This is a genomic window from Pseudomonas putida (genome assembly GCF_001941965.1).
GTDB classification, from domain to species: domain Bacteria; phylum Pseudomonadota; class Gammaproteobacteria; order Pseudomonadales; family Pseudomonadaceae; genus Aquipseudomonas; species Aquipseudomonas putida_L.
In genome coordinates this window covers 326,953-353,229 of record NZ_MKZO01000012.1, presented here as the reverse complement: position 1 = coordinate 353,229, position 26,277 = coordinate 326,953, and the positions used below count along the sequence as shown (strand labels likewise).

Here is a 26,277-nt window from a genome sequence, read left to right as displayed (position 1 = left end):
ATAGCTATGGTGAACTCACTATTGCAATCGCTGGCAAGCCAGCTCCCACAGGGTCCTCGGTCGCTCTTTGGATTCTTGATCAGACTTCAGTGAGGGGAATGTCTCCAGCCGCCTTCTTTTCCCGCCGTCCCCCCATCCAGTCATCCACCTGCGCCCCGAACCCCGCCGGCGCCTTGCGCCCGACCCTTCGCGCCAGGTCCAGCACGGTCTGCTGGGCCAGCGCCTCTTCCATGCGCTTCTGCGCAGTGATCATCGCCGCATGCACGGCACACGGCCCCTCGATGGCCCAGCCCGGTGGCTCGCCTTCGAACAGCGCACAACGCCCACGAATCTCGCGGCAGTCGAAGATCAGCTTCTGCCCGTCGATGGCCGTGACGATATCCAGCAGGGTGATTTCATCCGCCGGCCGCGCCAGGCGAAAACCGCCGCGCACGCCCTCGGTGGCCGCGACCAGTTTCGCCTTGGCCAGCTTGGTGAAGATCTTCGCCAGGTAATCCTGGGGCACGCCCTGCAATTCGGCCAGGTCGCGCACGCTGGCGTCACGGCTTTCACCGCCGTCCCCCACCAGGAATATCAGGCAATGAATGCCGTATTCGACCCCCGCGCTGTACAACGACATCTGCCTATCTCCGACTGAACTGGTCGCCAATTTTAGCGCTTCATCAGGGATCAGGCAAAGCCGCTCGCCGACCAATGGTGGCTTGATTTTATTAACTGCGACTAATACAGTCGTAGTTATTGAATCGAACCTCACTGATGCGGAGCAGCACGATGAAGCAGCACATTCTTGTTCTTGGCGCCGGTTTCGGCGGTCTGTGGAGCGCCCTGAGCGCCACCCGCCTGCTGGAGATGCATGGCCGTTCGGACGCCATGGTCAGCGTCCTGGCGCCCCAGGCCGAACTGCGTATCCGTCCGCGCTTCTATGAGCCGGATGCAGCCAGCCTGATGGCGCCGCTGGGCGAGTTGTTCGCCGTGACCGGCGTACGCTTTATCCAGGGCGCCGCGCAGCACATCGATGTATCCGGCAAGCGTGTCGAGTATGTGGATGGGCAGGGCAATGCTGCGGTCGCGCACTATGACCAGTTGGTCCTGGCGACCGGCAGCGGGTTGGCGCGGTCGGTCGAGCATGCTTTCGATGTCGACCGGATCGAGGAGGCGGTGCGCCTTGAGCAGCACCTGAAATCCCTTGCCCAGCGCCCATACTCGGCGGCACGTAATACCGTGGTGGTGGCTGGTGGTGGTTTCACCGGAATCGAGACGGCGACCGAGATGCCGGCTCGTCTGCGCGAGGTGCTGGGTGACGCTGCCGAGGTGCGGGTGATCGTGGTTGATCGCGGCCAGGCCATTGGTGCTTCACAGGGTGAGGAGATCGCCCGCTCGATTGCCGAGGCGAGTGCGGAACTGGGCGTGGAGTGGCGCTTGAACGCTTCGGTGGAAGTGGTGGATGCCGAGGGCGTGACCTTGTCGGATGGCCAGCGAATCGAGGCCAGTACGGTGATCTGGACCACCGGTGTGCAGGCCAGTGCGCTGACTGCGCAGGTTCCCGGCGAGCGCGACCGTATGGGGCGCCTGCATGTGGACGAACATCTGCGGGTGATCGGTCAGGACGCGGTGTTCGCGGCAGGGGACACCGCCTATGCCGCGACCGACGATCTCGGCAACCATGCGCTGATGACCTGCCAGCACGCGATTCCGCTGGGGCGGCATGCCGGCAACAATGCGGCGGCGCGGTTGATCGGGGTGGAGCCGGTGGTGTATCGCCAGCCCAAGTATGTGACCTGCCTCGATCTGGGCGGCTGGGGCGCGGTGTTCACCGAGGGCTGGGATCGCCAGGTGAAGCTGGTGCGAGAGGAGGGCAAGGCGCTGAAGCGGCAGATCAATACCCAGTGGATCTATCCGCCGGTGGCTGACAGGGCGGTGGCATTGGCGGCGGCGGATCCGATGATTCCGATTGCCTGAGGTATCTGCACAGGGCTGATGGCCTCATCGCTGGCAAGCCAGCTCCCACAGGTTCGGCGGTGCACGCGATCCTTGTGGGAGCTGGCTTGCCAGCGATAGGGCCCTAAAGCCCATCACACATTAAACGGATCTTCCCGATCCTCCCGGTCCTTGCGCACCTGCGCCGGATCCGCCGCCTCGACCTCACTTACCGGCTTGATCAGGCCCTGTGCCGCCATCGCCACCTGCATCTGTGGCTGCAGGCTGGCCATGGACTTGACCTCGCTCTCGTCCTTCAGGCGCTGGGCGATCTGCTTGTCGATCGCGTCCTTCTTCTCCGGCGGCAACGCCTCGTAGTCTTCCTCGGTCAGCCCCAGCTCGTTGAGCATCTTCAGGCGGATCTTCTCTTCCGGGGACAACGCCATGTAGTCACGGAATTCCTGGGCCGCGCTGCGGGTGGTCGAGGTGCCCTCGTCCGACTCGCTGACGCTGCTGCTGTCGGTGTTCTGCAGCGCCACCTTGAGCTTGGCGAAGGCCTCGTCCTGCGCATCCTTGGCATCCTGGTAGGTGGAGCCGGACGCACTGCTCGCCGCTGCCGCGCTGGCAACGGTGGCAACCGACGAGGCCGTCGCGGTCTCGGCCTGATAGGCTTGCCCGTCCACGCCGGAAACGGCGGGCAGGGTGCGATGTTGCTGGATGGCGGCGTTCTGCCAGCCATGACCATTGATGATGCTCACGGGATCAACCTCCTTGAGTGGGGCGACAATGCTCCGGGATACAGGGCAATAGCTGTGCCAGCTTGATCCAGGTCCCGTGTTACGGGGCTTCCAGCAACGAAGCGGTGTGTCGCCTTGCCTCCGGGCGGAAACCCCTTGCCGTCAGCGGCAAGCCTTGTAACCTTCCCGGCGGTATTAAAGTTTGCCCGCCTGATGCCGATCACAAGATCACTAGAACCGGGCTCATGACCCGGTAGCCCATGCGGTTGGAGTTGCCTGCCGAGGGGCAGGGGGGCGTCGCCTTGCGTCCACTTCAATTCATGGCCCGCCCGGCGGGCATCAGTCTTTATGAGGAAGAGGCACCAATGAATCTCTACATCAACCAGTTGCAGAAGAAGCCGGCATTCCGCGAGCAGGTCTATGCGGGCGATATCTTCCTCGATACCAACCTGCGCAGCGCCCACGAGCTCTGCGCCCTGGCCCGGCACAGCATCACCGACGCCTTCGACGGCGAAACCGACCACCTGTCGCTGCACAAGCAGATGCCGGTGGAAACCTTCGTCGAGCACGTCACCCGGCTCAAGCGCCAGTTCACCAACGGCCCGCAGGCGAAGGCGCTGATCCGCGACTACGTGCTGGAAATCGGCGCCAACCCGGACGACTACCTGTTCGACGTGCCGCGCATCCGTGTCGTGCCCAACTACGACTACCTGCACGCCGGCGTCAGCTACGCCTACAAGCCGCACCGCGACACCTGGTACGGCAACGTCGATTGCCAGATCAACACCTGGATGCCGATCTACACCATCGAGCCCGACCAGACCATGATGATCAACCCGGCCTACTTCACCCGGCCGGTGGAGAACTCGTCCCATAGCTGGAGCCTGACCGACTGGATCACCAACCAGCGGATCAAGGCCAAGGACAACATCACCCAGGAAACCCGCATCCACCCGGTGCCGCTGGAAGAGGTCGACGACTCCTCGGAAATCCGCGTGGCCGGCAACAGCGGCGAGATCCTGACCTTCTCCGGTTCGCACCTGCACGGCACCGTGGCCAACCGCACCGACCGTATCCGTTTCAGCGTGGACTTCCGCCTGATCCACCTGCAGGACCTGATTCAGAAGCGCGGCGCGCCCAATGTCGACAACGGCTGTTTCGACGTGGAAGCCGGCTTCAAAGACCTTTTCCATGCCAGCGACTTTTCGCAATTCCAGGGAGTTAATCCATGACCAAGCGTCGTCTGACCGCTGCCGAGGTCGAGTACAACGAAAAGCGTGCCAGCGTGCTGAGCCGTGTCGATGCCCAATACGTGGCCGACGCCCCCTTCGTCTTCGCCAACCGCATCGCCGTGACCGCGGCGCTGTCGCGGATCGAACTGTTCAAGATGGTCCAGGACGTACCGGGCGCCATCGTTGAATGCGGCGTGTACAAGGGCAACTCGTTGATGCTCTACATGCAGCTGTCGATGATTCTCGAGCCGTATGCGATCAACCGCTCGATCATCGGTTTCGACACCTTCCAGGGCTTTGCCAGCATCGACGAGAAGGAAGACCCGGCGGACATCAACGAGAAGATGTTCTCCGACACCGACGAGACCCTGATCCAGGACATGATCGACGCCAACGACCTGATCCGTCCCGTCAACCGCATCCCGCGTTGCGAGATCGTCAAGGGCGACATCCTCGAAACCGTCCCGGCCTTCGTCAAGACCCGTCCGGACCTGGTGGTGGCGATGCTGATCCTCGACACCGACCTGTACTCGTCGACCAAGGTGGCGCTGGAAACCTTCCTGCCGTACATGCCGAAGGGTGCCATCGTGGTCCTGGACGAAGTTGCCTACCGCAACTTCCCAGGTGAGACCGCAGCACTGCGTGATGTGCTGGATCTGAACAAGATCGAGCTGAAGCGTCTGCCGTTCGATTCGACCGTGGGTTATTTCCGCGTCTGAATGGACTGCTGAAACACAAGAAGGCCGCTCACTGAGCGGCCTTCTTGGTTTCTGATGGAGAGCGCGGACCCTGTGGGAGCTGGCTTGCCAGCGATGACTTTGGTGAATTCACCATCGCAATCGCTGGCAAGCCAGCTCCCACAGGGTGCAGCGTCGTGCTTTCGGTTCTAGATATGCAGGGCGTGGCCCAGTGCTCTCAGTGCCGCTTCCTGCACCGCCTCACCCAAGGTCGGATGGGCATGAATGGTCCCCGCCACATCCTCCAGTCGCGCGCCCATCTCCAGTGACTGGGCAAACGCCGTGGACAGCTCCGAAACCCCCACCCCGACCGCCTGCCAGCCGACGATCAAGTGATTGTCCCGCCGCGCCACCACCCGCACGAAACCGCTCTTCGATTCCAGGGTCATGGCCCGGCCATTGGCGGCGAAGGGGAACTGCGCGACCAGGCAATCGAGGCCTTCTTCCTTGGCAGTTTCAGAGGTCTTGCCTGCCACCACAACCTCAGGATCGGTAAAGCACACCGCCGCAATGGCCGCCGGCGTGAACGCCCGCTGTTTGCCGGCGATCAGCTCGGCAACCATCTCGCCCTGGGCCATGGCCCGGTGCGCCAGCATCGGCTCGCCCGCCACGTCACCGATAGCCCAGACATTGCGCATGCTGGTCTGGCAACGCTCGTCGATGGCAATCGCGGCACCGTTCATCTTCAATTCCAGGGCTTCGAGATTAAAACCCTTGGTCCGCGGACGACGGCCAACCGCAACCAGCACCTGGTCCGTCTCCAGCGCCAGTTCCTCGCCATCCGGCTTGCGCACCTTCAGGCGTTTTTCCGTCGCATCGAAGCCTTCCACACTGTGCCCGAGGTACAGCTGCACCCCGAGTTTCTTCAGCGATTCGGCCACCGGCTGGGTCAGTTCGGCGTCGTAGGTCGGCAGGATGCGATCCCGGGCTTCCACCACGCTGACCTCAACGCCGAGCTTGCGATAGACGATGCCCAGCTCCAGGCCGATATAGCCGCCACCGACCACGGTCAGGCGCTTGGGCAGCGCCTTGGGCGACAGCGCTTCGGTGGAGGAAACCACCGCGCCACCCAGCGGCAGCATCGGCAGTTCCACGCTGCTGGAACCGGTGGCAAGCAACAGGTGCTCGCAGCGAATCCGCAGGTCCTGGCCGTCGATTTCCACCAGCTTGCCGTCGATGACCCTGGCCCAGCCATGGATCACCTTTACGTCGTTTTTCTTCAGCAGGGCGGCCACGCCTGTGGTCAGGCGGTCGACGATGCCGTCCTTCCAGGCCACGCTCTGGCCGATATCCAGGCTCGGCGCGACGACCTTGATGCCGAGGCTGGATTTCCGGCTGTGCTGCTCGGTCTGGTGGAACTGCTCGGCGACATGGATCAGCGCCTTCGACGGGATGCAGCCGACATTCAGGCAGGTGCCACCGAGGGCCTGGCCTTCCACCAGAATGGTCGGAATGCCCAGTTGCCCGGCGCGGATCGCGGCGATGTAGCCGCCGGGGCCGCCACCGATGATGAGGAGGGTAGTGTCCAGAGTCTGCATGCTCACTCCACGAACAGGCTGGCGGGTTGTTCGAGCAGGCCGCGCACGGCCTGGATGAATTGTGCGGCGTCCATGCCGTCGACCACCCGGTGATCGAAGGAGCTGGAGAGGTTCATCATCTTGCGGATGACGATCTGGCCGTTGATCACCATCGGCCGTTCGACCATGCGGTTGACTCCGACGATCGCCACTTCAGGGGTGTTGACCACCGGTGTGCTGACGATGCCGCCGAGGGCGCCGAGGCTGGTCAGGGTAATGGTCGAACCGCTGAGCTCCTCGCGGCTGGCCTTGTTGTTGCGCGCGGCATGGGCCAGGCGCGCGATCTCGCTGGCGTTGGCCCACAGGCTGGCGGCTTCGGCATGGCGTACCACCGGCACCATCAGGCCGTTGTCGCCCTGGGTTGCGATGCCCACGTGCACCGCGCCGTGGCGGGTGATGACCTGGGCTTCGTCGTCGTAGGTGGCGTTGATCTGCGGGAAGTCGCGCAGGGCCACGACCAGGGCGCGAACCAGGAACGGCAGGAGCGTGAGCTTGCCGCGGCTGTCGCCGAACTTGCCGTTGAGGTGCTGGCGCAGCTCTTCCAGGGCGGTGACGTCGATCTCTTCCACGTAGCTGAAGTGGGCGACGCGCCGCTTGGCGTCCTGCATGCGCTGGGCGATCTTGCGGCGCAGGCCGATCACCGGGATCTGTTCGCTGTCCTCGCGCTTGGCATAGCCGCTCGGCGCACCGTGGCTGCTGCGGGTCGGCTGGGTCAGGAAGGCGTCGAGGTCCTCATGGAGAATGCGCCCGGCCGGGCCGCTGCCGTGGACGTAACGCAGTTCGATCCCGGCATCCCAGGCGCGCTTGCGCACGGCGGGGGAGGCGAGGGGTTTTTCATTGGCGCCACGGGGTACGATCGGCGCGCTTTCGACAGGCGCGGCAGCGACTTGTGGTTTGGCCGCCGGTACTTCGACCGGTGCCGGTTTCGGTTCGGGTGCTGCTGCAACCACCGGGGCCGGTTTACTGGCACTTTCCTGATGGTTGCCAGCGCCTTCCACTTCGATACGGATCAGCTCGCTGCCCACCGCCATGACCTCGCCGGGCTGGCCGCCCAGGGCGAGCACCTTGCCGGACACCGGCGAAGGGATTTCCACCGTGGCCTTGTCGGTCATGACATCGGCCACCACCTGGTCCTCGGTAATGGTGTCGCCGACCTTGACGAACCATTCCACCAGTTCAACCTGCGCGATGCCTTCGCCAATGTCCGGCATCTTGATGACGTGCGTGCCCATTCAGACCTCCATGACCCGTTTCAATGCCGCACCGACCCGCGAAGGGCCAGGGAAGTACGCCCACTCCTGCGCATGCGGGTAGGGGGTGTCCCAGCCGGTGACGCGCTCGATGGGCGCTTCCAGGTGGTGGAAGCAATGTTCCTGGACCAGCGAAACCAGTTCGGCGCCAAAGCCGCAGGTGCGCGTGGCTTCATGCACGACCACGCAGCGGCCGGTCTTCTTCACCGATTCGACGATGGTCTCCAGGTCCAGCGGCCACAGGCTGCGCAGGTCGATGACCTCGGCGTCGACACCGGTTTCCTCGGCGGCGACCTGGGACACATAGACCGTGGTGCCATAGGTCAGCACCGTGACGTCGTTGCCCGGGCGGGTGATCGCCGCCTTGTCCAGCGGCACCGTGTAGTAGCCGTCCGGCACGGCGCTGGCCGGGTGTTTCGACCAGGGGGTTACCGGGCGGTCGTGGTGGCCGTCGAACGGGCCGTTATACAGGCGCTTGGGTTCGAGGAAGATCACCGGGTCGTCGTTCTCGATCGAGGCAATCAGCAGGCCCTTGGCGTCGTAGGGGTTGGACGGCATCACCGTGCGCAGGCCGCAGACCTGGGTGAACATCGCCTCCGGGCTCTGGCTGTGGGTCTGGCCGCCATAGATGCCGCCACCGCAGGGCATGCGCAGGGTCAGCGGGGCGACGAATTCGCCGGCCGAACGGTAGCGCAGGCGGGCCATCTCGGAAACGATCTGGTCCGAGGCCGGGTAGAAGTAGTCGGCGAACTGGATTTCCACCACCGGGCGCAGGCCGTAGGCGCCCATGCCCACGGCAGTGCCGACGATGCCGCTTTCCGAGATCGGCGCATCGAATACCCGGGATTTGCCGTACTTGTTCTGCAGGCCCTCGGTGCAGCGGAACACGCCGCCGAAGTAGCCGACGTCCTGGCCGTAGATGACCACGTTGTCGTCGCGCTCGAGCATGATGTCCATCGCCGAGCGCAGGGCCTGGATCATGGTCATGTTGGTGGTCGACATGGCGTTTTCCACTTGAATGGAGGTGTTGTGATCGTTCATGTCAGATCCCCAGTTCCTGGCGCTGCCGGCGCAGGTGCTCCGGCATCTCCTTGTAGACGTCCTCGAACATCGAGGCCGGGGTCGGCATCTGTCCGCCGGCGAGGGTGCCGTACTGCTCGGCGTCCTTCTGCGCGGCGATGATTTCCGCGTCCAGTTCGGCGCTGACCTGCTGGTGTTCTTCCTCGGACCAATGGCCGTTGGCGATCAGGTGCTGCTTCAGGCGCACGATCGGGTCGCCGAGGGGGAAGTGAATCCAGTCGTCGGCCGGGCGGTACTTGGATGGATCATCGGAGGTGGAGTGCGGGCCGGCACGGTAGGTGACCCACTCGATCAGGGTCGGGCCGAAGCCGCGGCGGGCGCGTTCGGCGGCCCAGCGCGAGGCGGCGTAGACCGCGACGAAGTCGTTGCCGTCGACCCGCAGCGAGGCGATGCCGCAGCCTACGCCACGTCCGGCGAAGGTGGTCGCTTCACCGCCGGCGATGGCCTGGAAGGTGGAGATCGCCCACTGGTTGTTGACCACGTTGAGGATCACCGGGGCGCGGTAAACGTGAGCGAAGGTCAGGGCGGTGTGGAAGTCGGATTCGGCGGTGGCGCCGTCGCCGATCCAGGCCGAGGCGATCTTGGTATCGCCCTTGATCGCCGAGGCCATGGCCCAGCCGACGGCCTGGACGAACTGGGTGGCGAGGTTGCCGCTGATGGTGAAGAAGCCGGCTTCGCGCACCGAGTACATGATCGGCAACTGGCGGCCCTTGAGCGGATCGCGCTCGTTGGACAGCAACTGGCAGATCATCTCGGTGAGGGACACTTCCCGGGCCATCAGGATGCTCTGCTGGCGGTAGGTGGGGAAGCACATGTCGGTGCGGTTCAGGGCCAGGGCCTGGGCGCTGCCGATGGCTTCCTCGCCCAGGCTCTGCATATAGAAGGACATCTTCTTCTGGCGCTGGGCGACCACCATGCGGCTGTCGAACTGGCGGGTCTTCATCATGGCCCGCATGCCCTGGCGCAGGACTTGCGGGTCGATGTCCTCGGCCCAGGGGCCCATGGCGTTGCCTTCGGCGTCGAGAACGCGGATCAGGCTGTAGGCCAGGTCCGAGGTATCGGCAGGTTCGACGTCGATGGCGGGTTTACGGACCTGACCGGCGTCGTTCAGACGCAGGTAGGAGAAATCGGTCTGGCAGCCTGGCCGGCCGGTGGGCTCGGGCACATGCAAACGCAGGGGGGCGTACTCGTTCATGCTTTTTACGCTCGCTCTGTCTTGTGTTTTTGTTGAGCTTTGAAGCGGTAGCTACTGAGACCCGGCTTGTGACCAGGAAGTCAGTCTTGTCTTAATGATATTCCGGCCCCGGAAGAATATTTTTCTGATGTTGATTGCCTTTGTTCGAGCGCGCGGATAAATATTCTGCAAAAGAACAATAGGCAGGAAGATTTATCTCATGCGGAAACTGGATCGTACCGACATCGGCATTCTCAACAGCCTTCAGGAAAATGCGCGGATCACCAACGCCGAGCTGGCGCGCTCGGTGAACCTGTCGCCGACGCCCTGTTTCAACCGGGTCAAGGCCCTGGAGGAGTCGGGGGTGATTCGCCAGCAGGTGACCTTGCTGGCGCCGGAGGTGCTGGGGCTGGATGTCAACGTGTTCATCCATGTCAGCCTGGAGAAGCAGGTGGAGCAGTCGCTGCACCGCTTCGAGGAAGAGATCGCCGAGCGGCCCGAGGTGATGGAGTGCTACCTGATGACCGGGGACCCGGATTACCTGCTGCGGGTGTTGCTGCCCAGCATCCAGGCGCTGGAGCGGTTTCTCGATTACCTGACCCGGCTGCCGGGGGTGGCGAATATCAGGTCGAGCTTTGCCTTGAAGCAGGTGAGGTACAAGACGGCGCTGCCGTTGCCGGCCAATGGGCTGACGCTGCACGAGCCTCGTTGATTTTTAGGGCCTCATCGCTGGCAAGCCAGCTCCCACAGGGATCGCGTCGGCCACCAATCCTGTGGTCAACACAAAACCCTGTGGGAGCTGGCTTGCCAGCGATGAGGCCCCTGAGAGCGATAAATCTCCAAGGGTGTAGAAAATCACGATCAATCACCACCATCTCCGCTTGATATTTTGAACAGCCCCTGAGTATGTTGTCCCTGTCGCCGTTTCCGGCATGCGAAAAACAACAAGGACAGAGTCATGACGACCAATGTTCAGCGTTCCCTGGAAGAGCGCCTGACGGGCATTGATGAAATCGAATGCGTCACGCCAGATCTCAACGGCGTGCCGCGCGGCAAGGTGATGACCGCCGAGGGCTTCCTCGAAGGCCGGCGCCTGCAACTGGCCCGCGGGGTGCTGCTGCAGTGCATCATGGGCGGTTACCCGCCGGCACGCTTCTACGGCGGCGACGACGGCGACCTGGCCCTGATCGCCGACCCCACGCAGATCCACCGCCTGCCCTGGAGCGCCGAACCCCGCGCCCTGGCCATCTGCGATGCCGATGAACTGGACGGCACAAGCTCCGGCCTGTCCACCCGCGGCCAGCTCAAGGCGGTGATCGCCCGCTACGCCGCCCGTGGCCTGGCGCCGGTGGTGGCGACCGAGCTGGAGTTCTTCGTCTTCGCCGCCAACCCCGACCCGACCCAGCCGTTCCAGCCACCCCTGGGCCTCGACGGCCGCCGCGAAGACGGTCACTCGGCCTTCAGCGTCAGCTCCAACAACGGCCTGCGCCCGTTCTTCCAGGAGGTCTACCGCTGCATGGCGGCGCTGGGCCTGCCCCGCGATACCTTCATGCACGAGATGGGCGTCAGCCAGTTCGAGATCAACCTGCTGCACGGCGATCCGCTGCTGCTGGCCGACCAGACCTTCCTGTTCAAGCACCTGCTCAAGGAAGTCGCGCTCAAGCACGGCCTGACCGTGGTGTGCATGGCCAAGCCGCTGGCGAAGACACCGGGCAGCTCGATGCATATCCACCAGAGCGTGGTCGACATCGCCAGCGGTCAGAACGTCTTCAGCGCCCCCGACGGCCAGCCCACCGGCACCTTCTTCAACTTCATCGGTGGCCAGCAGGCGTGCATGGCGGACTTCACCGCGCTGTTCGCGCCCAACGTCAATTCCTACCAGCGCCTGTGCCATCCCTACGCATCGCCGAACAATGCCTGCTGGTCCGAGGACAACCGCGCCGCCGGCCTGCGCATCCCGGCCAGTTCGCCGGTGGCGCGACGGGTGGAAAACCGTCTGCCGGGCGCCGACGCCAACCCGTACCTGGCCATTGCCGCCAGCCTCGCTGCCGGCCTGTACGGAATCGAACAGGGCCTGCAACCCACCGCGGCGATCCAGGGCGAGTTCGAGGTGCCGGATCACCTGTCGCTGCCCTGCACCCTGCATGCGGCCATTGACCGGCTCAAGCGCAGCAACCTGGCCCGGGAACTGTTCGGCGACGAGTTCATCTCGGGCTACATCGCTACCAAGACCCAGGAGCTGACGAGCTTCTTCGATGAGATCACGCCCTGGGAGCGTCGTGTGCTGGCGGCCCAGGCCTGATCGGCAAACCGCGGAATAGAAGGCCGATTGCGCTGTTTCATGGCGTAATCGGCCTTTTGTTTTTTTCCTTCCGGCCGGCCGCGCGGCGGGAATAATCACTTATGCTTTCAGGCAGTTTTTCCACCAGCTCAAGAGGCCGTTCGGGACGCTGATGCGCACTATCTGGAAGTCTTTTCGCGCGCTGTACTTCGCCGCTTTGATGATGTTGATCGGCTCCGGCCTGTTGAGTACCTACCTGGCCCTGCGCCTGAGTGCCGACCAGGTCGACAGCCTGTGGGTCGGTGCCTTGATGGCCGCCAACTACTTCGGCCTGGCCCTGGGCGGCAAGATCGGCCACCGCCTGATTGCCCGGGTCGGGCATATCCGCGCCTACGCCACCTGCGCCGGGATCGTCGGGGCGGCGGTGCTCGGGCACGGCTTGGTGAGTTTCCTCCCGGCCTGGCTGTTCCTGCGGGTGATCGTCGGCCTCGGGATGATGTGCCAGTACATGGTCATCGAGAGCTGGCTCAACGAGCAGGCCGACGCCAAGCAGCGTGGGGCGGTGTTCAGCGGCTACATGATCGCGTCCTACCTGGGCCTGGTGCTCGGGCAGTTGATCCTGGTGGTGCATCCGCAGCTCGGCCCTGAACTGCTGATGCTGGTCGCCATGTGCTTCGCCCTGTGCCTGGTGCCGGTGGCCCTGACCCGGCGCATCCACCCGGCGCCGCTGCGTCCGGCGCCGATGGAGCCACGCTTCTTCATCAAGCGCGTGCCGCAGTCGCTGAGTACGGTGCTCGGTTCCGGGCTGATCGTCGGTTCGTTCTACGGCCTGGCGCCGCTGTACGCCTCGAAGCAGGGCCTGAGCACCGAGCAGGTGGGTATCTTCATGGGCGTGTGCATCTTCGCCGGCCTGCTGGTGCAATGGCCGCTGGGCTGGCTCTCCGACCGCTACGATCGGGCCGTGCTGATCCGCAGCGTGGCCATCGGCCTGGCGATCGCCTCGCTGCCCCTGGCGATCCTCCCCGGGGTGCCGATGCTGGTGCTGTTCGCGGCCGGGTTCCTGGTGTCGCTGTTGCAGTTCTGCCTGTACCCATTGGCGGTGGCCTTCTCCAACGACCACGTGGAAAGCGAGCGGCGGGTGTCACTGACGGCGATGCTGCTGGTCACCTACGGCGTGGGCGCGAGTATCGGGCCGCTGGCGGCAGGGGTGCTGATGAAGGTGTTCGGCGACCAGATGCTCTATGCCTTCTTCACCTTCTTCGCCCTGGTGCTGGTCTGGCGCATTCGTCCGGATGCGGTCACCGGGCTGCACCAGGTGGAAGATGCGCCACTGTCCCACGTCGCCATGCCGGCAGCCAGTTCGCCATTGGCGGCGGCCCTCGACCCGCGGGTCGCCGAGCAGGTGGTGCAGGACCAGATGCAGGCGCCGGTGGCGGCCGAGGACACCGAGGCCGAGGAAGTCGTCGAGGAAGCGGCCAAGCCGCTCTGATTTTCCCAGCTTCAAGCCACAAGCTATAAGCGGCAAGAAAGAGCAGTCCGCGTCGCCGCTGCTTTTTCTTGCCGCTTATGGCTTAAAGCTTGAAGCTCAAAAGAAGCTTGGAGCTTAGTAATCGTCTTTGTCGAAGCGCCGCGCTTCACGCTGCAACTGATAGACGAAACTCTCGATCTTGCGCTGCATCTGCCCGGTCAGGTTGTGGAAGCGCACGCCGGCGAAGGTGGCGCCCAGGCGCTCCTCGAAGTGCAGGTGGCGCAGCTCGACCGACATCTGGCTCAGGCCCAGCGGGTTGCTGGCGGCGAACTTGTCGTAGACCTGGCCCAGTTGCAGCCGCTCTTCGATATCGCCCTCGAAGCGCAGCTTGCAGCCGGTGGCGGAGATATCCAGGAGCTTGCCGCGAATCCCGCCGGCACCCTTGAGCTTGTCGCCGTCGAGCACGACATCGACCAGTTGCGAGAGCTTGAGGGCGGCACGGAAGGCATTGCGACGCTGGTGGTAGGTGACTTCGGTGGGCAGGGTGCCACGGTAGCAGCGCACGTCACCGGAGGAGTCGACGGTCAGTGGCTGGTTGCATTCCCAGGCGATCCGCACGCCGTCATGGAAACCTTCGACGCGGAAGGGTTCGCCGTTTTCCAGGAAGCGCTCGCCGTCGCGAGGGATCATTTCATCCAGGGCCAGGACGTTGTTGTCACGGTCGACCTCGACCACGTAACTCTGGAAACGCTGACTGCGCTCATGGAAGGTAATGATCAGCGGATCATGGCTCTCTTGCAGCATCCGCAGGTTGGCGGCAATTTCCAGAGGTGTGGTGAACACCTTCGGAGGCTGCGGAGCTTCTACGTCATTGAACACGGTTGATGAATCTCCAGGCAAAAACGACACACGCAGCCGGCATTCTGCCAGTATGCGCTGTGGCTTGATAGAGGGTCACGCCTGGCTGAGTGCACGAGGCTTGGAGAGCGGCGAGGTCGAGCCGCGGCTGTCGTACAGCGAAGGCGCTTCGCCGCCGTTGAGGATCCGGATCTGGTTGGCCGTGGTGGCCTGCTGCAGCACGATGGATTCGCCGTTGCGTTCGTTGACAGCCCTGCACTCGTTGAGCAGGTTGCCCAGCACGTCGAGTTGCTGGCGGATTTGCGGGCCAAGGTGCGACTGGCTGGCCAGGACCTCGACACCGGCGCGATCCGGGGTCAGGCCGAGGCTGGCGAGCAGCTCGCTGCGCCGACGCCCGTGCTGATCGAGCAGGACTACCAGCGATTGCTTGTAGGCCAGGATGTCTTCCAGCGCCGGCATGTCACGGCCGTGCAGGGCGACGTATTCGTCCCGCAGCAGCTGCAGCAGTTGCTCGGCCGGGCCGATATCTTCTTCGATCAGTTGCAGCAGGGTCGTGTCGTGCATGGCTGGCTCTTGGTCTAAGCGTCCTTGAAGTCAGCGCGCCGAGGGCTAGCGCTGGGCTTCGAAATTGAGCAGTTTGCTGGCCACGCGGTTGGCGTCGACCTGGTAGCTACCGTCGGCGATCGCCTGCTTCAACGCGGCCACGCGGTCGCTGTTGACGATGGGCTGGTCGCGCAGCTTGTCGCTGACCTGTTGCAACTGCTGGGCCTCATGGCTGAGGTGTACGGTCTCCCCGCTCTGGGTGGTGGCCGCCGCCGCTTCGGACTGGCCGCTGCGGTTGCTGGCCGCGCTTTCCTGGCTGGTGCCAGTGCGCAGGCCACCCGTCACGGACGGGGAGTTATTCAAACGACTGAAGTCGATGACCATGATCAGAAAACCTCTCGGAAATAGGACGCTTGCCCTTTTTTCGGCCATTCCGAAAAAAACTTTAGACACGAATTAGCAGACATTCGTGACAAGGTCGTCATTCCGTAATACGCATAGTCTAGAAAATGCGCTTCCTGATCGCCACCTTTCATCGTCGATCCGGTGGGCTGTGTCACAAGGTCACATGGAAACCTCCACTTCGCCAGGACCGGTTACCCTGGCCTTGACCACGCGTTTGGAATTCAGGTTGCGTACCCTGATCTGCTCGCTCATCCCGCCCTTGCTCAGTGCTTCACCGGGCATGCGCACGGCCAGCGAGCCGCTGCGGGCGATGATCACCACGTGATCGCCTTTGCGGATCACCTCCGCCTGTTCCAGATGAACGGGCGTTATGATCTGGTCGATGACCATCGGTCGGACGACTTTTTGTCCTACCGCCTGGTCAAGGCTGGCGAGAAAGCCCTGGTTGAGGAGGCCGACGTCACGCTCGCGCAGCGCCACGTCCTGTTCCTCGACCACGGCATCACGCTTGAGCGGCCGGCTGACCACCACCACGTCGCGGAACAGCTTGACCTGGGCCGGTACGAAGACCGTCCATGGCGAGCTGCCATCGCAGCGCACCCGCACGGTCACCCGGCCCAGTGGCTGGGCCGGGCTTTCCAGGCTGGCGCCGAGCTGCTCGCTGCACAGCGGCATGCGCAGGCGCGGGTCAAGGTTGTTGACCTGGATCTCGTAGCGGCCTTCGGTCTGGGTCTTTTGCAAATAGTCTTCGACGGAGAACTCAAGAAAGCCCTGGGTGACACCGATAAGCACTTCAGGCAAGGTGAATGTGTCAGCCAGAGTTCGAGCGCCGGGAGTCAACAGGCACAGCGCAGCAAGGAAGCCGGGCAGATGGCGGTGCAGGCGTCGGAAAAATGTCGTTTTCGTAATCATGAAAGTTGAAAAGCAAGGCGCGTGCCGATCGAGCGCGCTGCCCAAAAGCTTCGTTTGAGGAGTCTGGCATGGCTGGTGTAATGGATTCGGTGAACCAGCGCACGCAACTGGTAGGACAGAATCGTCTCGAACTGCTGTTGTTCCGCCTGCGCGGCGAGCAGCTGTACGGGATCAACGTGTTCAAGGTACGGGAAGTGCTGCAATGCCCGAGCCTGACACTTCTGCCCAAGGCCAGTCGGGTCGTGCGCGGTGTCGCGAATATTCGTGGGGCGACCATCCCGATCCTGGATCTGGCGATGGCGACGGGTCTGCCTCCCCTGGAGAACCAGGACCCGAGCAAGAGTTTCGTCATCATTACCGAGTACAACACCAAGACCCAGGGTTTCCTGGTGCACTCGGTGGAACGCATCGTCAACATGAACTGGGAAGAGATCCATCCGCCACCCAAGGGGACCGGACGCGATCACTACCTCACGGCAGTGACCCGGGTCGACAACAAGATGGTCGAGATCATCGACGTCGAGAAGATCCTCGCCGAGGTGGCCCCGGCGTCCGAGTCGGTGTCCACCGGCGTGGTCAATGCCGAGGTGCACAGCAAGGCGGTTTCGCTGCGGGTATTGACCGTGGATGACTCGTCGGTGGCGCGCAAGCAGGTGAGTCGCTGCCTGCAGACCGTCGGCGTCGAGGTGATCGCGCTCAATGACGGACGCCAGGCGCTGGACTACCTTAGGAATCTGGTCGATGAGGGCAAGCGTCCGGAAGAGGAGTTCCTGATGATGATCTCCGACATCGAGATGCCGGAGATGGACGGTTACACGCTGACCGCGGAGATCCGCAACGACCCGCGCATGCAAAACCTGCATATCATCCTGCATACTTCGCTGTCCGGGGTGTTCAACCAGGCCATGGTCAAGAAGGTCGGGGCCGACGACTTCCTGGCCAAGTTCAGGCCGGACGACCTGGCACAGCGGGTGGTTGACCGGATCAATGCCACACACTAATGGCCGGGGGCGCAGGCCCCTGGCGTTGCACACGATTTAAGAGGCGGCAGCATTGTCTACGGGTAATTTGGATTTCGAACAGTTCCGGGTCTTCCTGGAAAAAGCCTGTGGCATCCTGCTGGGCGAAAATAAGCAGTACCTGGTTTCCAGCCGTCTCAACAAGCTGATGGAACAGCAGGGTATCAAGACGCTGACCGAACTGGTCCAGCGCATCCAGAGCCAGCCGCGCAGCGGTTTGCGCGAGCAGGTGGTGGACGCCATGACCACCAACGAAACCCTCTGGTTCCGCGATACCTATCCTTTCGAGGTGCTCAAGAGCAAGGTCTTGCCGGAGATGCTGCGCAACAGTCCGGGGCAGCGCCTGCGCATCTGGTCGGCGGCCTGTTCGTCCGGCCAGGAGCCCTATTCGATTTCCATGACCCTCGACGAGTACGAGCGGAGCAATATCGGCCAGTTGAAGATGGGGGCGCAGATCGTCGCTACCGATCTTTCCGGGGCGATGCTGGCCAACTGCAAGACCGGCGAGTACGACAGCCTGGCGATTGCCCGTGGCCTGTCGCAGGAGCGTCTGCAGCGCTACTTCGAGCCGAAGGGGCCGGGGCGCTGGGCGATCAAGGCGCCGATCCGCAGCCGTGTCGAGTTCCGTTCGTTCAACCTGCTGGACAGCTATGCGGCGCTCGGCAAGTTCGACATCGTGTTCTGTCGCAACGTGCTGATCTATTTCTCGGCGCAGGTCAAGAAGGACATCCTCACCCGCATCCATGCCACGCTGAAGCCGGGCGGGTATCTGTTCCTCGGGGCTTCCGAGGCGCTGAACGGGTTGCCTGATCTGTACCAGATGGTTCAGTGCAGTCCGGGGATCATCTACCAGGCCAAATGACTCCGGTGCCCTTGGGGGCCCTATCGCTGGCAAGCCAGCTCCCACAGGTTCGGCGGCGCACGCAATACCTGTGGGAGCTGGCTTGCCAGCGATGAGGCCCTCAAGAACACTGCAAGAGCCATAAAAAAGCCCCCGATCTCACGACCGGGGGCTTTTCATTTCACGCTATCCGATCAGACCGCAATCAGAAGTCGTACCGCACCTTGGCACTGAACACATCCGCATCGAAGCCCGATTTGCCGATGTAGTCATAGTTCACGCCCAGGGTCACCGCACCCAGCTTGTAGTCGGTACCGATACCGGCCTCATAGCTGTTGCGCACGGCCTTGGCGCCGCTGGTGACGAACGGGGTGTTGCCCAGCAGGAAGGTCGAGGTGCTGCTGGCCTGGTCCGCAGCGAAGTCGTGGTACGCCATCAGCTTGACCTGCGGTTCCAGTGTCCCGGCGCCGAGGTTGAAGCTGCCGGCCACGCGCACACCGGCGCCCAGTTCGATGGCTTCGTAGCGCTGGTCTTCGACTTTCAATGCCGCCGAAGAACCCTTCTCGCGGTAGCCGTCGATGTTCACCAGGCTGTAGCGCGCCGCCAGGCGTGGTTCCACCAGGACCTGCGGGTTGATCTTCCAGCTGTAGCCACCGACCAGGTTCAGGCCGAGCAGGTCACTGTCATAGCTGGCCTTGGCCTGGGTGCCGGCAATCTGGCGCTTGCTGTCGTTGTCGTTGACGCCGTAGGTCAGGCTGCCGTCGACGAAGTAGTTACCCAGCTCGTAGCCGCCGTACAGGGTGAAGGCGTGGCTGTCGACTTCGGTCTTGTTGCCGCTTTTGCCGTTCACGTCGGTGTTGATGAAGCTGTAGGCCAGGCCCAGGGTCAGCTGGTCATTCAGCTTGCCGTCGGCACCCACGGCGATACCGCGGCTGTAGGCGTTGTAGCCGGCCACGCCGTCACGCAGGTCCTGGGTGGCGTCGCTGTACAGGCTCTGGACCCAGACGCCGGCTTCCTTGAAGGCTTCGCCCGACGAAGCACCGCGCAGGCTGCTGGTACGGCTGCCGGTGACGCTGCTGACCAGGTTCTGGCTGGTGGTGGCCGCCTGGGTGGCGCCGCCGTTGGTTTCCGGGGCCAGTTGCTCGGCAATGCGGGCCAGGTCGGCTTCGCTGGTGTTGAGCAGGGCCTGCAGGAACGGATCGTTCGGGTTCTGCTCGCGGATGCGGTTGATCACGCCGTCGTTGATCAGGCGGCCGATGGCTTTCTGGCCGTTGGCGGAGCCGCCGTTGCCGACCACGACTTCCTCGGCCTCTTCCTGGCCTTTGGCAGTCACGGTGGCGACCAGCGTGTTGTCTTCCAGCTTGTAGCTGTCGATGTTGAGCAGGGCTGACGAGCTCGTCAGGTTGAGCTTGCCGTTCGGGTCGACTTCCAGTTTGTCGTCCACGACAACCAGTTCTCCGGCCTGGATCAGCTTGTACTGCACAGCGTTGGCGGAGAAATCGCTGCCCTGGGCGGCCAGCTGGATCTGCGAATCCTTGTTGAATTTAATGAAGTCGGAAACGCTGAGTATCGGCGTTTCAGGCTTGGTGGCACTGGAGAGATTGAGGACCAGGGTGGTGTCGTTCGCCACATAAACCCTGCCGTCGATACTGGTGTGTGGGCTGAGCAGGTTGAGTTGGGTGTGGCCGAAGGTCGGGTTACCGAGATCGACGGAGCTGTATTCGTTATAGAGGCGGATATTCGCGCCGTCGGCCTGGCTGTCGGTGCCGGTGAACTCCACATTGCCAGTGATGTAGAGGTCATGCAGGTTGATCAGGTTGCCGGTCACCTTGCTGCCGTCCAGCAAGCGTACATACACCCTGCTTTTGCTGTCGCTGGCGTCAATCGCTTCGTCATCGGAAATCAGCGTGCCGCTGTTTATGATGCGCATGCCTGCGAACTCGCCTGGCTGTCCGTCCACATCAGTCGCAGTGATGTGAATAGCTGCGTCGGTGGCCTGAATGGTGCCGGTGTTGACGATATGGTTGCCGATGGTTTTGAAGCTGGCGCTCGTGATGCGGATACCGTTGGCATCCGCGCCGGAGGCAGTGATGGTGCCGTTGTTTTCGATGCCGAGCAGTTTGGTAGCGGCATAGTTGCTACCGTTGAAGCCACCCGCGACTTCCAGGCCGACCGCGTCTTCGCCGTGGGCTTGAATCTCGCCGTTGTTGATGACGTTTCCGACGATCTCGCCGCCGGTCAGGTAGATGCCCGTAGCGTCTTCGCCTTCCACGATGATCCTGCCGCTGGCAGCGTTGATCAGGTCGCCCTTGATACGGGTCGAGCCACTCATGTCGAGGCCGGTGGCGATATCGACCGAGTTGCCGTCCTGTAGCGGTTCGCCCTTGGCCGAGAGCAGGCCTTCGTTGATGACGCTGCCGCCGATGATCGCCGGGTCGATGCGCAGGGCGTTGGCGCCACCACCCACCGCGCTGATGCTGCCCTTGTTGATCAGGTTGCCGTCGATGCGGTTGTTGACCCAGGTCGTCGGAGTCTCGTAGACATCCATGTCCACGCCGCCGGCAAAGTTGCCGGTGCTATTGATCGTCGCGTTGAGGATCAGGTCCTTTTGCAGATGGCTGCCATTGAACTCGACAGGGTCGTCCTTGTTGGTGCCGGTGAAGCTCCCGGTGATCTCCAGCGCTTCGGCGTAGGTCTGGTTTTCGCTCTTGAAACCGGCATTGGTCAGTTGCACGGTCTGGGCCTGGGCGGGGAGGGCGGTGGCGGTGACCGCCAGGGCGAGCAGGGTCTTGCGGAAAAGCATGGAAGCCACGGTTCAGTCCTTAAACGTCGTAGATATCACGATGAGGTCCTTGCGCGGCACGAGGCAATTCGAGTAATGGCCAAGTGCCACGAAGCGAGCGGATGTTAACGGACTCAATGTCAAAATGGCATCTTTTTGGCGCCGGTTTTTCCTGCGCTCTGCCGCTTTTTTCTGCCGCCAGCGGCACCCAGCGGAAAGCCATTGCCGCTTTTCCGTCATTGCCGCCCCCGGCAAAAAAGCGCAAACCCCGGTTTTACTGGGGTTTTGCTTGTTGGCATGGGACTTGCTCTCCCATTGCCAACAGAATATCCGGTCAACCTCCGAAGGTTTCCCCGACATGAGCATCAGTTTCGACAAAGCGCTCGGTATCCACGAAAAGGCCCTGAGCTTCCGCGCCCAGCGCGCCGAGGTGCTGGCCAACAACATTGCCAACGCCGACACGCCGAACTTCAAGGCGCGGGACATGGACTTCTCCAAGGTGCTTGCCGCCGAAACCGAGAAGACCCAGAAGGGCGGCCATTTCGCCCTGGACCGCACCAATGCCCGGCATATCGACGCCGAGGGCGTGACCCTCAGCGACGAGTCGCTGCAATACCGCACGCCGATGCAGCCGTCGATCGACCAGAACACCGTGGATGCCCAGCTCGAGCAATCGAACTACGCGGAAAACGCCGTGGGTTTCCAGGCCAGCTTCACGCTGCTCAACAGTAAATTCAAAGGGCTGGTGTCAGCCCTGCGCGGAGAGTAATCCATGTCCCTCGCCAGTGTTTTCAACATCGCCGGTAGCGGCATGAGCGCCCAGACCACCCGTCTGAACACCGTCGCTTCGAACATCGCCAACGCCGAGACCGTCTCGTCGAGCATCGACCAGACCTACCGTGCCCGTCACCCGGTGTTCGCCACCACCTTCCAGCAGGCGCAGAACGGCAGCCAGTCGCTGTTCCAGGACCAGGACGCGGCGGGGCAGGGCGTGCAGGTACTCGGCGTGGTCGAGGACCAGAGCAACCTCGAAGCCCGCTATGAGCCGAATCACCCGGCGGCGAACAAGGACGGCTACGTCTACTACCCGAACGTCAACGTGGTCGAGGAAATGGCCGACATGATCTCGGCCAGCCGCTCGTTCCAGACCAACGCCGAGTTGATGAACACGGCCAAGACCATGATGCAGAAAGTCCTGACCCTGGGTCAGTGATAAGGGACCACGCCAATGGCTAGCGTCAACGATACGACAGCAGCGGTGAACCTCAACGACGTCATCAAGGCGTCCGGGGTCAAGAACGCCTCGCAATCCGGCGTCGCCTCCGCCACCAACAGTTCCACCGGTGGCCAGACCCTGGGCAAGGATGCGTTCCTGCAGCTGCTGGTCACCCAAATGCAGCACCAGAACCCCCTGGATCCGCAGGACAACAGCGAATTCGTCGCCCAGCTGGCGCAGTTCAGCAGCCTGGAAGGCATTACCTCGCTGAACGAGTCGGTCACTGCGATTTCCAGCAACTACAAATCGTCCCAGGCCCTGCAGGCCTCGTCCCTGGTCGGTCGCTCGGTGATCGCGCAGAGCGAAAAGGCGGTGGTCGATACGTCGAAAAGCCTGAACGGCTCCGTGGTGGTGCCGCAGTCGGTGAGCAGCGTCACCGTAACCATCAAGGACAAGGACGGCAATGCCGTGCGTACCCTGCAACTGGGCGAGCAGAAAGCCGGCAACGCCGCCTTCGTCTGGGACGGCAAGAACGAGAAAGGCGAGGTCATGGAGCCGGGCACTTACTCGTTCAAGGCCACCACCACGGTCGATGGCAAGGAGGCGGAGATGTACACCCTGCTGCCGGCCACGGTCAGCAGCGTCACCATCAGTCAGACAGGGGGCGAGATGATGCTCAACCTCGCCGGTCTGGGCAGCGTCGCGCTGTCCAAAGTGCAAACCATCGGTATATAGAGCCGGCTAACGGCACAGGAGTGAAAGATGTCCTTCAATATCGGCCTTAGCGGTCTCTATGCAGCCAGCAAGCAGCTGGACGTTACCGGCAACAACATCGCCAACGTTGCCACCAACGGCTTCAAGTCTTCCCGTGCGGAATTCCAGGACGTGTACTCGGCGAGCAAGCTGGGCGTGGGCAGCAAGACCGTCGGCAACGGCGTGAGCCTGGCGGCGATTTCCCAGCAGTTCGGCCAGGGTGACGTGAACAACACCGGCAACGTGCTGGACATGGCGATCCAGGGTCAGGGCTTCTTCGTGCTCAGCGACAACGGCTCGCTCAGCTACACCCGCGCCGGTGCGTTCCAGACCAGCAAGGACAGCTATGTCGTAACCTCCGACGGCCTGCGCCTGCAGGGCTACGCCGCCGACGAAAACGGCAAGATCCTGACGTCCAGCCTGACCGACCTGAAGATCGACACTCTGTCGCAGCCGCCGAAGGCCACCAGCCTGGTCACCCAGGGGATCAACCTGAACTCCGAGGCGACCCCGATTCCATTGGCCCCGGCAGGTCCGACCTTCGTTCCGACCGACGAAACCACCTACACCAAGAAGTTCTCGACCGAGATCTACGATACCCAGGGCAACAAACACACCCTGGAGCAGTACTATCGCAAGACCGACCAGAACACCTGGACCATGTACTCCCTGATCGACGGTCGCAATCCGCAAAACCCGGCCAGTGATGCGCCGCTGGTCGGCAGCATGACCTTCAAGTCCGACGGCAGCATCAACACCATGACTGGCTCGGTGGCTCCGGACGACAGTTTCTCCGTGGTCAACAACGTCTTCACCGTGAAGGGCTGGATTCCGGCGACCTACAACGCCACGACCGGCACCTGGGGTTCCAATGGATCCGCTGCCAATCCTGGCGGTGTGCGCCTGGACATGAGCTCGACCACGTCCTACAACACCGATACCGCCCGCCTGCCGCCAACCCAGGACGGTTATGCCACCGGCCTGCTGTCCAGCCTGAGCATCGACTCCAGTGGCGTGATGTTCGCCAGCTTCAGTAACCAGCAGTCCCGTGCCATTGGCCAGGTGGCGATCGCCAGCTTCGCCAACGAGCAGGGGCTGGAGCAGATGGGCGGGACGCGCTGGAAGGAAACCTTCTCTTCGGGGAGTGCGGGCATCGACACGCCGAAGACCGGCACCCTGGGCTCGATCTCCTCCAACTCCCTGGAAGAGTCGAACGTCAACCTGACCCAGGAACTGGTCGAGCTGGTCAAGGCGCAGTCCAACTACCAGGCCAACGCCAAGACCATCTCCACCCAGAGCTCCATCATGCAGACCATCATCCAGATGACCTGATGCTGGCTGGATAGTGTGATCACGCGAGCCCCTTCCCGATCCGGGCGGGGGCTTGTGGTTTCAGTGAGGTGGAAATGAAGCGTTTTGTGCTGGCTGGAATGGTGTTCGTGCTGGCAAGCCAGGCGGTGGCGGCGATGGCGCCGTGGTACCGCTGGGAAAGCCAGGCCGACGGGCGCCTGGTCTGTTCCCAGCATGCGCCGGGTGAGGGCTGGCGACGGTTTGCCGGGCCGTTCAACAATGCCGGGTGCCGGCCTTGAGCCTTGCTGTGTTCTCTCGGGCCTCATCGCTGGCAAGCCAGCTCCCACAGGGATCGCGTGCACCGCCAAACCTGTGGGAGCTGGCTTGCCAGCGATAGGGCCCGAAAGAGCTATGCAAGGGGCGGGATCTTGCCGCCACCCGGCAAATCCACCGCCGATAATTTGTCTTCTCCCTCCGCCTCGCCCCTCCGCAAAACCAGCAAAACCCCGAAAATACAGGCCTTTCCCCGTCTCCTCAAAATCTGGTTCGAAAATTGCTTCCATCGCACGACAGCAGCGGTGAACGGCAAGTGTTCGCCAGGCCCAGCGGAGGAAGACTGTGGACAAGATGCTTTACGTGGCCATGACCGGCGCCAGCCAGAACGCGCTGGCGCAGAAGGCCCATGCCAACAACCTGGCGAACATTTCCACCAGCGGTTTCCAGCGCGACCTTGAGCAGGCGCGTTCGATGCCGGTGTTCGGTGACAGCTTTCCGGCGCGGGCCTATGCCATGACCGAGCGTCCGGCTACCGATTTCAGCCCCGGTGCCCTGCAGGAAACCGGTCGCGACCTGGATATCGCCATCGGCGGCGACGGCTTCATTGCCGTGCAGGCGCCGGACGGCAGCGAAGCCTACGTGCGCACCGCCAGCCTGAACATCGACGCGCTCGGTGTCCTGCGCGCCGGCAACGGCATGCCGGTCATGGGCAACGGCGGTCCGATCGCCGTGCCGCCGGAGCAGAAGATCGAAGTCGGCCAGGACGGCACCATCACCATCCGCGCCATGGGCGAAGGCCCGCGGGTGATGGCCGAGGTCGACCGGATCAAGCTGGTCAACCCCGACCTGAAGACCATGACCAAGGGCCTGGACGGGATGATCCACACCCGCAGCGGCCAGCCCGCCGATGCCGATGCCAACGTGCAGGTGGTGTCCGGTTTCCTGGAGGCCAGCAACGTCAACGCCGTGGAAGAAATGACCTCGGTGCTGGCCCTGGCCCGGCAGTTCGAATTGCACGTAAAGATGATGAACACGGCCAAGGAAGGCGATGAAGCCATGGCTCGGGTTTTGCAAATCAGCTAATTGACTTAGGCGTTGCGCCGTAAAACAGGCGTACGAGGAGAACAGCATGCTTCCGGCTCTTTGGGTCAGTAAAACCGGTCTGTCCGCCCAGGACACCAACCTGACCGTCATTTCCAACAACCTGGCCAACGTCTCGACCACCGGCTTCAAGCGTGATCGCGCCGAGTTCCAGGACCTGCTCTACCAGGTGAAACGCCAGCCCGGCGCCCAGTCGACCCAGGACAGCGAATTGCCGTCGGGTCTGCAGGTCGGTACCGGTGTGCGCATCGTCGGTACCCAGAAAAACTTCATGACCGGCAGCCTGCAGACCACCGAGAACCCGCTGGACCTCGCGGTCAACGGTCGTGGCTTCTTCCAGGTCCTGCAGCCGGACGGCACCGTCTCCTACACCCGTGACGGTACCTTCCACCTGAACTCCGACGGCCAGATCGTGACTGCCAACGGTTTCGCCCTGGAGCCGGCCATCGTCGTGCCGCCGGATGCGCAGACCTTCACCGTCGGCCAGGACGGCACCGTGTCGATCACCACCGCCGGCAACCCGGCCGCGCAGATCATCGGCAACATCCAGACCGCCGACTTCATCAACCCGGCCGGCCTGCAGGCCCAGGGCGGCAACCTGTTCCTGGAAACCGCCGCCAGCGGCGCGCCGCAGATTGGCACCCCGGGCCTCAACGGCTTCGGTACCACCATGCAGCAGACCCTGGAGAACTCCAACGTCAGCACCGTGGAAGAGCTGGTCAACATGATCACGACCCAGCGTGCCTACGAGATGAACTCCAAGGTGATTTCCACCGCCGACCAGATGCTCTCGTACGTTACCCAGAACCTGTAACCGGGTAGCCAAGG

Annotated in this window: 26 protein-coding genes; 15 read left to right on the top strand and 11 right to left on the bottom strand. The window is 63.0% G+C overall.

The annotated features are described in order from the left end of the window. Window positions 1-79: 79 nt before the first annotated feature. Window positions 80-619, bottom strand: coding sequence for an RrF2 family transcriptional regulator (locus PSEMO_RS08670; RefSeq protein WP_075802701.1), 540 nt, complete (start codon window positions 617-619; stop codon window positions 80-82). Between the two features lie 152 nt (window positions 620-771). Between PSEMO_RS08670 and PSEMO_RS08665 the strand changes: the two genes are divergently transcribed. Continuing rightward, a complete protein-coding gene (locus tag PSEMO_RS08665) occupies window positions 772-1,959 on the top strand; it encodes an NAD(P)/FAD-dependent oxidoreductase (protein WP_075802700.1) in 1,188 nt (395 codons plus the stop codon). A 113-nt stretch (window positions 1,960-2,072) separates the two neighbouring features. Here the strand turns inward: PSEMO_RS08665 and PSEMO_RS08660 are convergent, their stop codons facing one another. Next, window positions 2,073-2,675, bottom strand: a complete 603-nt coding sequence (locus tag PSEMO_RS08660; protein WP_075802699.1) for a hypothetical protein — start codon at window positions 2,673-2,675, stop codon at window positions 2,073-2,075. Window positions 2,676-3,019: 344 nt separating this feature from the next. Between PSEMO_RS08660 and PSEMO_RS08655 the strand changes: the two genes are divergently transcribed. Both PSEMO_RS08655 and PSEMO_RS08650 read left to right on the top strand, forming a co-directional pair. Further along, a complete protein-coding gene (locus PSEMO_RS08655; protein WP_075802698.1) occupies window positions 3,020-3,886 on the top strand; it encodes a hypothetical protein in 867 nt (288 codons plus the stop codon). Beyond that, window positions 3,883-4,605 carry a TylF/MycF/NovP-related O-methyltransferase gene (locus PSEMO_RS08650; protein ID WP_075802697.1) on the top strand — a complete coding sequence of 241 codons (723 nt, stop codon included), beginning with the start codon at window positions 3,883-3,885 and terminating at the stop codon, window positions 4,603-4,605. The genes PSEMO_RS08655 and PSEMO_RS08650 overlap by 4 nt, the downstream gene beginning before the upstream one ends. 167 nt (window positions 4,606-4,772) lie before the next feature. Here PSEMO_RS08650 and lpdA read toward each other — a convergent pair whose 3' ends face one another. From lpdA to PSEMO_RS08630, 4 genes are read right to left on the bottom strand one after another with little or no spacing between them, the layout of a single operon-like run. After that, on the bottom strand, window positions 4,773-6,161 hold the full coding sequence (gene lpdA / locus PSEMO_RS08645) for a dihydrolipoyl dehydrogenase (RefSeq protein WP_075802696.1): 1,389 nt from the start codon (window positions 6,159-6,161) through the stop codon (window positions 4,773-4,775). A gap of 2 nt (window positions 6,162-6,163) precedes the next feature. Further along, window positions 6,164-7,432, bottom strand: a complete 1,269-nt coding sequence (locus PSEMO_RS08640) for a dihydrolipoamide acetyltransferase family protein (RefSeq protein WP_075802695.1) — start codon at window positions 7,430-7,432, stop codon at window positions 6,164-6,166. Continuing rightward, window positions 7,433-8,491, bottom strand: coding sequence for an alpha-ketoacid dehydrogenase subunit beta (locus tag PSEMO_RS08635; RefSeq protein WP_075802694.1), 1,059 nt, complete (start codon window positions 8,489-8,491; stop codon window positions 7,433-7,435). Window position 8,492: 1 nt separating this feature from the next. Next, complete coding sequence (locus PSEMO_RS08630; protein ID WP_075802693.1) at window positions 8,493-9,725, bottom strand: 3-methyl-2-oxobutanoate dehydrogenase (2-methylpropanoyl-transferring) subunit alpha; 1,233 nt, start codon at window positions 9,723-9,725, stop codon at window positions 8,493-8,495. 199 nt (window positions 9,726-9,924) lie between these two features. On the opposite strand from PSEMO_RS08630, the gene bkdR reads away from it, so the two are divergent. The 3 genes from bkdR to PSEMO_RS08610 all read left to right on the top strand — a co-directional run bounded on the left by bkdR (window position 9,925) and on the right by PSEMO_RS08610 (window position 13,474). Then, window positions 9,925-10,416, top strand: coding sequence for a Bkd operon transcriptional regulator BkdR (bkdR, locus tag PSEMO_RS08625; protein WP_075802692.1), 492 nt, complete (start codon window positions 9,925-9,927; stop codon window positions 10,414-10,416). Window positions 10,417-10,764: 348 nt separating this feature from the next. After that, window positions 10,765-12,006, top strand: a complete 1,242-nt coding sequence (locus PSEMO_RS08615) for a glutamine synthetase family protein (protein WP_178391981.1) — start codon at window positions 10,765-10,767, stop codon at window positions 12,004-12,006. Between the two features lie 151 nt (window positions 12,007-12,157). Beyond that, a complete protein-coding gene (locus PSEMO_RS08610; protein WP_075802689.1) occupies window positions 12,158-13,474 on the top strand; it encodes an MFS transporter in 1,317 nt (438 codons plus the stop codon). 114 nt (window positions 13,475-13,588) lie between these two features. On the opposite strand, the gene PSEMO_RS08605 is transcribed toward PSEMO_RS08610, so the two are convergent. From PSEMO_RS08605 to flgA, 4 genes are all read right to left on the bottom strand, one after another. After that, window positions 13,589-14,332: a flagellar brake protein gene (locus PSEMO_RS08605; protein ID WP_075802688.1), complete on the bottom strand. Its 744-nt coding sequence runs from the start codon at window positions 14,330-14,332 to the stop codon at window positions 13,589-13,591. A 75-nt stretch (window positions 14,333-14,407) separates the two neighbouring features. Next, on the bottom strand, window positions 14,408-14,875 hold the full coding sequence (locus PSEMO_RS08600) for a flagella synthesis protein FlgN (protein WP_075802687.1): 468 nt from the start codon (window positions 14,873-14,875) through the stop codon (window positions 14,408-14,410). A 45-nt stretch (window positions 14,876-14,920) separates the two neighbouring features. Further along, entirely contained in the window at window positions 14,921-15,238 is a 318-nt protein-coding gene (gene flgM / locus PSEMO_RS08595; RefSeq protein ID WP_075802686.1) for a flagellar biosynthesis anti-sigma factor FlgM, read from the bottom strand. A 180-nt stretch (window positions 15,239-15,418) separates the two neighbouring features. Then, window positions 15,419-16,171: a flagellar basal body P-ring formation chaperone FlgA gene (gene flgA, locus PSEMO_RS08590; RefSeq protein ID WP_075802685.1), complete on the bottom strand. Its 753-nt coding sequence runs from the start codon at window positions 16,169-16,171 to the stop codon at window positions 15,419-15,421. Between the two features lie 68 nt (window positions 16,172-16,239). On the opposite strand from flgA, the gene PSEMO_RS08585 reads away from it, so the two are divergent. Both PSEMO_RS08585 and cheR read left to right on the top strand, forming a co-directional pair. Then, window positions 16,240-17,172 (top strand): chemotaxis protein CheV, encoded by a 933-nt coding sequence (locus PSEMO_RS08585; RefSeq protein ID WP_075802684.1) that lies wholly within the window; start codon window positions 16,240-16,242, stop codon window positions 17,170-17,172. 52 nt (window positions 17,173-17,224) lie between these two features. Continuing rightward, the gene (gene cheR / locus PSEMO_RS08580) at window positions 17,225-18,052 is read left to right on the top strand and encodes a protein-glutamate O-methyltransferase CheR (protein ID WP_075802683.1); all 828 of its coding nucleotides are present in this window, start codon (window positions 17,225-17,227) and stop codon (window positions 18,050-18,052) included. A gap of 184 nt (window positions 18,053-18,236) precedes the next feature. Here cheR and PSEMO_RS08575 read toward each other — a convergent pair whose 3' ends face one another. Next, window positions 18,237-20,834, bottom strand: a complete 2,598-nt coding sequence (locus PSEMO_RS08575; RefSeq protein ID WP_075802682.1) for an autotransporter family protein — start codon at window positions 20,832-20,834, stop codon at window positions 18,237-18,239. Between the two features lie 337 nt (window positions 20,835-21,171). On the opposite strand from PSEMO_RS08575, the gene flgB reads away from it, so the two are divergent. The 7 genes from flgB (at window position 21,172) to flgG (ending at window position 26,263) form a co-directional block, all read left to right on the top strand. Then, window positions 21,172-21,582, top strand: a complete 411-nt coding sequence (flgB, locus tag PSEMO_RS08570; protein ID WP_075802681.1) for a flagellar basal body rod protein FlgB — start codon at window positions 21,172-21,174, stop codon at window positions 21,580-21,582. A 3-nt stretch (window positions 21,583-21,585) separates the two neighbouring features. Then, window positions 21,586-22,026 carry a flagellar basal body rod protein FlgC gene (gene flgC, locus PSEMO_RS08565; protein ID WP_009402938.1) on the top strand — a complete coding sequence of 147 codons (441 nt, stop codon included), beginning with the start codon at window positions 21,586-21,588 and terminating at the stop codon, window positions 22,024-22,026. 15 nt (window positions 22,027-22,041) lie between these two features. Then, entirely contained in the window at window positions 22,042-22,764 is a 723-nt protein-coding gene (gene flgD / locus PSEMO_RS08560) for a flagellar hook assembly protein FlgD (protein WP_075802680.1), read from the top strand. Window positions 22,765-22,791: 27 nt separating this feature from the next. After that, the gene (gene flgE, locus PSEMO_RS08555) at window positions 22,792-24,114 is read left to right on the top strand and encodes a flagellar hook protein FlgE (RefSeq protein WP_075802679.1); all 1,323 of its coding nucleotides are present in this window, start codon (window positions 22,792-22,794) and stop codon (window positions 24,112-24,114) included. 74 nt (window positions 24,115-24,188) lie between these two features. Next, window positions 24,189-24,371, top strand: coding sequence for a hypothetical protein (locus tag PSEMO_RS08550; protein WP_075802678.1), 183 nt, complete (start codon window positions 24,189-24,191; stop codon window positions 24,369-24,371). Window positions 24,372-24,690: 319 nt separating this feature from the next. Next, window positions 24,691-25,431 (top strand): flagellar basal body rod protein FlgF, encoded by a 741-nt coding sequence (locus tag PSEMO_RS08545; protein WP_075802677.1) that lies wholly within the window; start codon window positions 24,691-24,693, stop codon window positions 25,429-25,431. 46 nt (window positions 25,432-25,477) lie between these two features. Next, complete coding sequence (gene flgG / locus PSEMO_RS08540) at window positions 25,478-26,263, top strand: flagellar basal-body rod protein FlgG (RefSeq protein WP_075802676.1); 786 nt, start codon at window positions 25,478-25,480, stop codon at window positions 26,261-26,263. Window positions 26,264-26,277 lie beyond the last annotated feature (14 nt).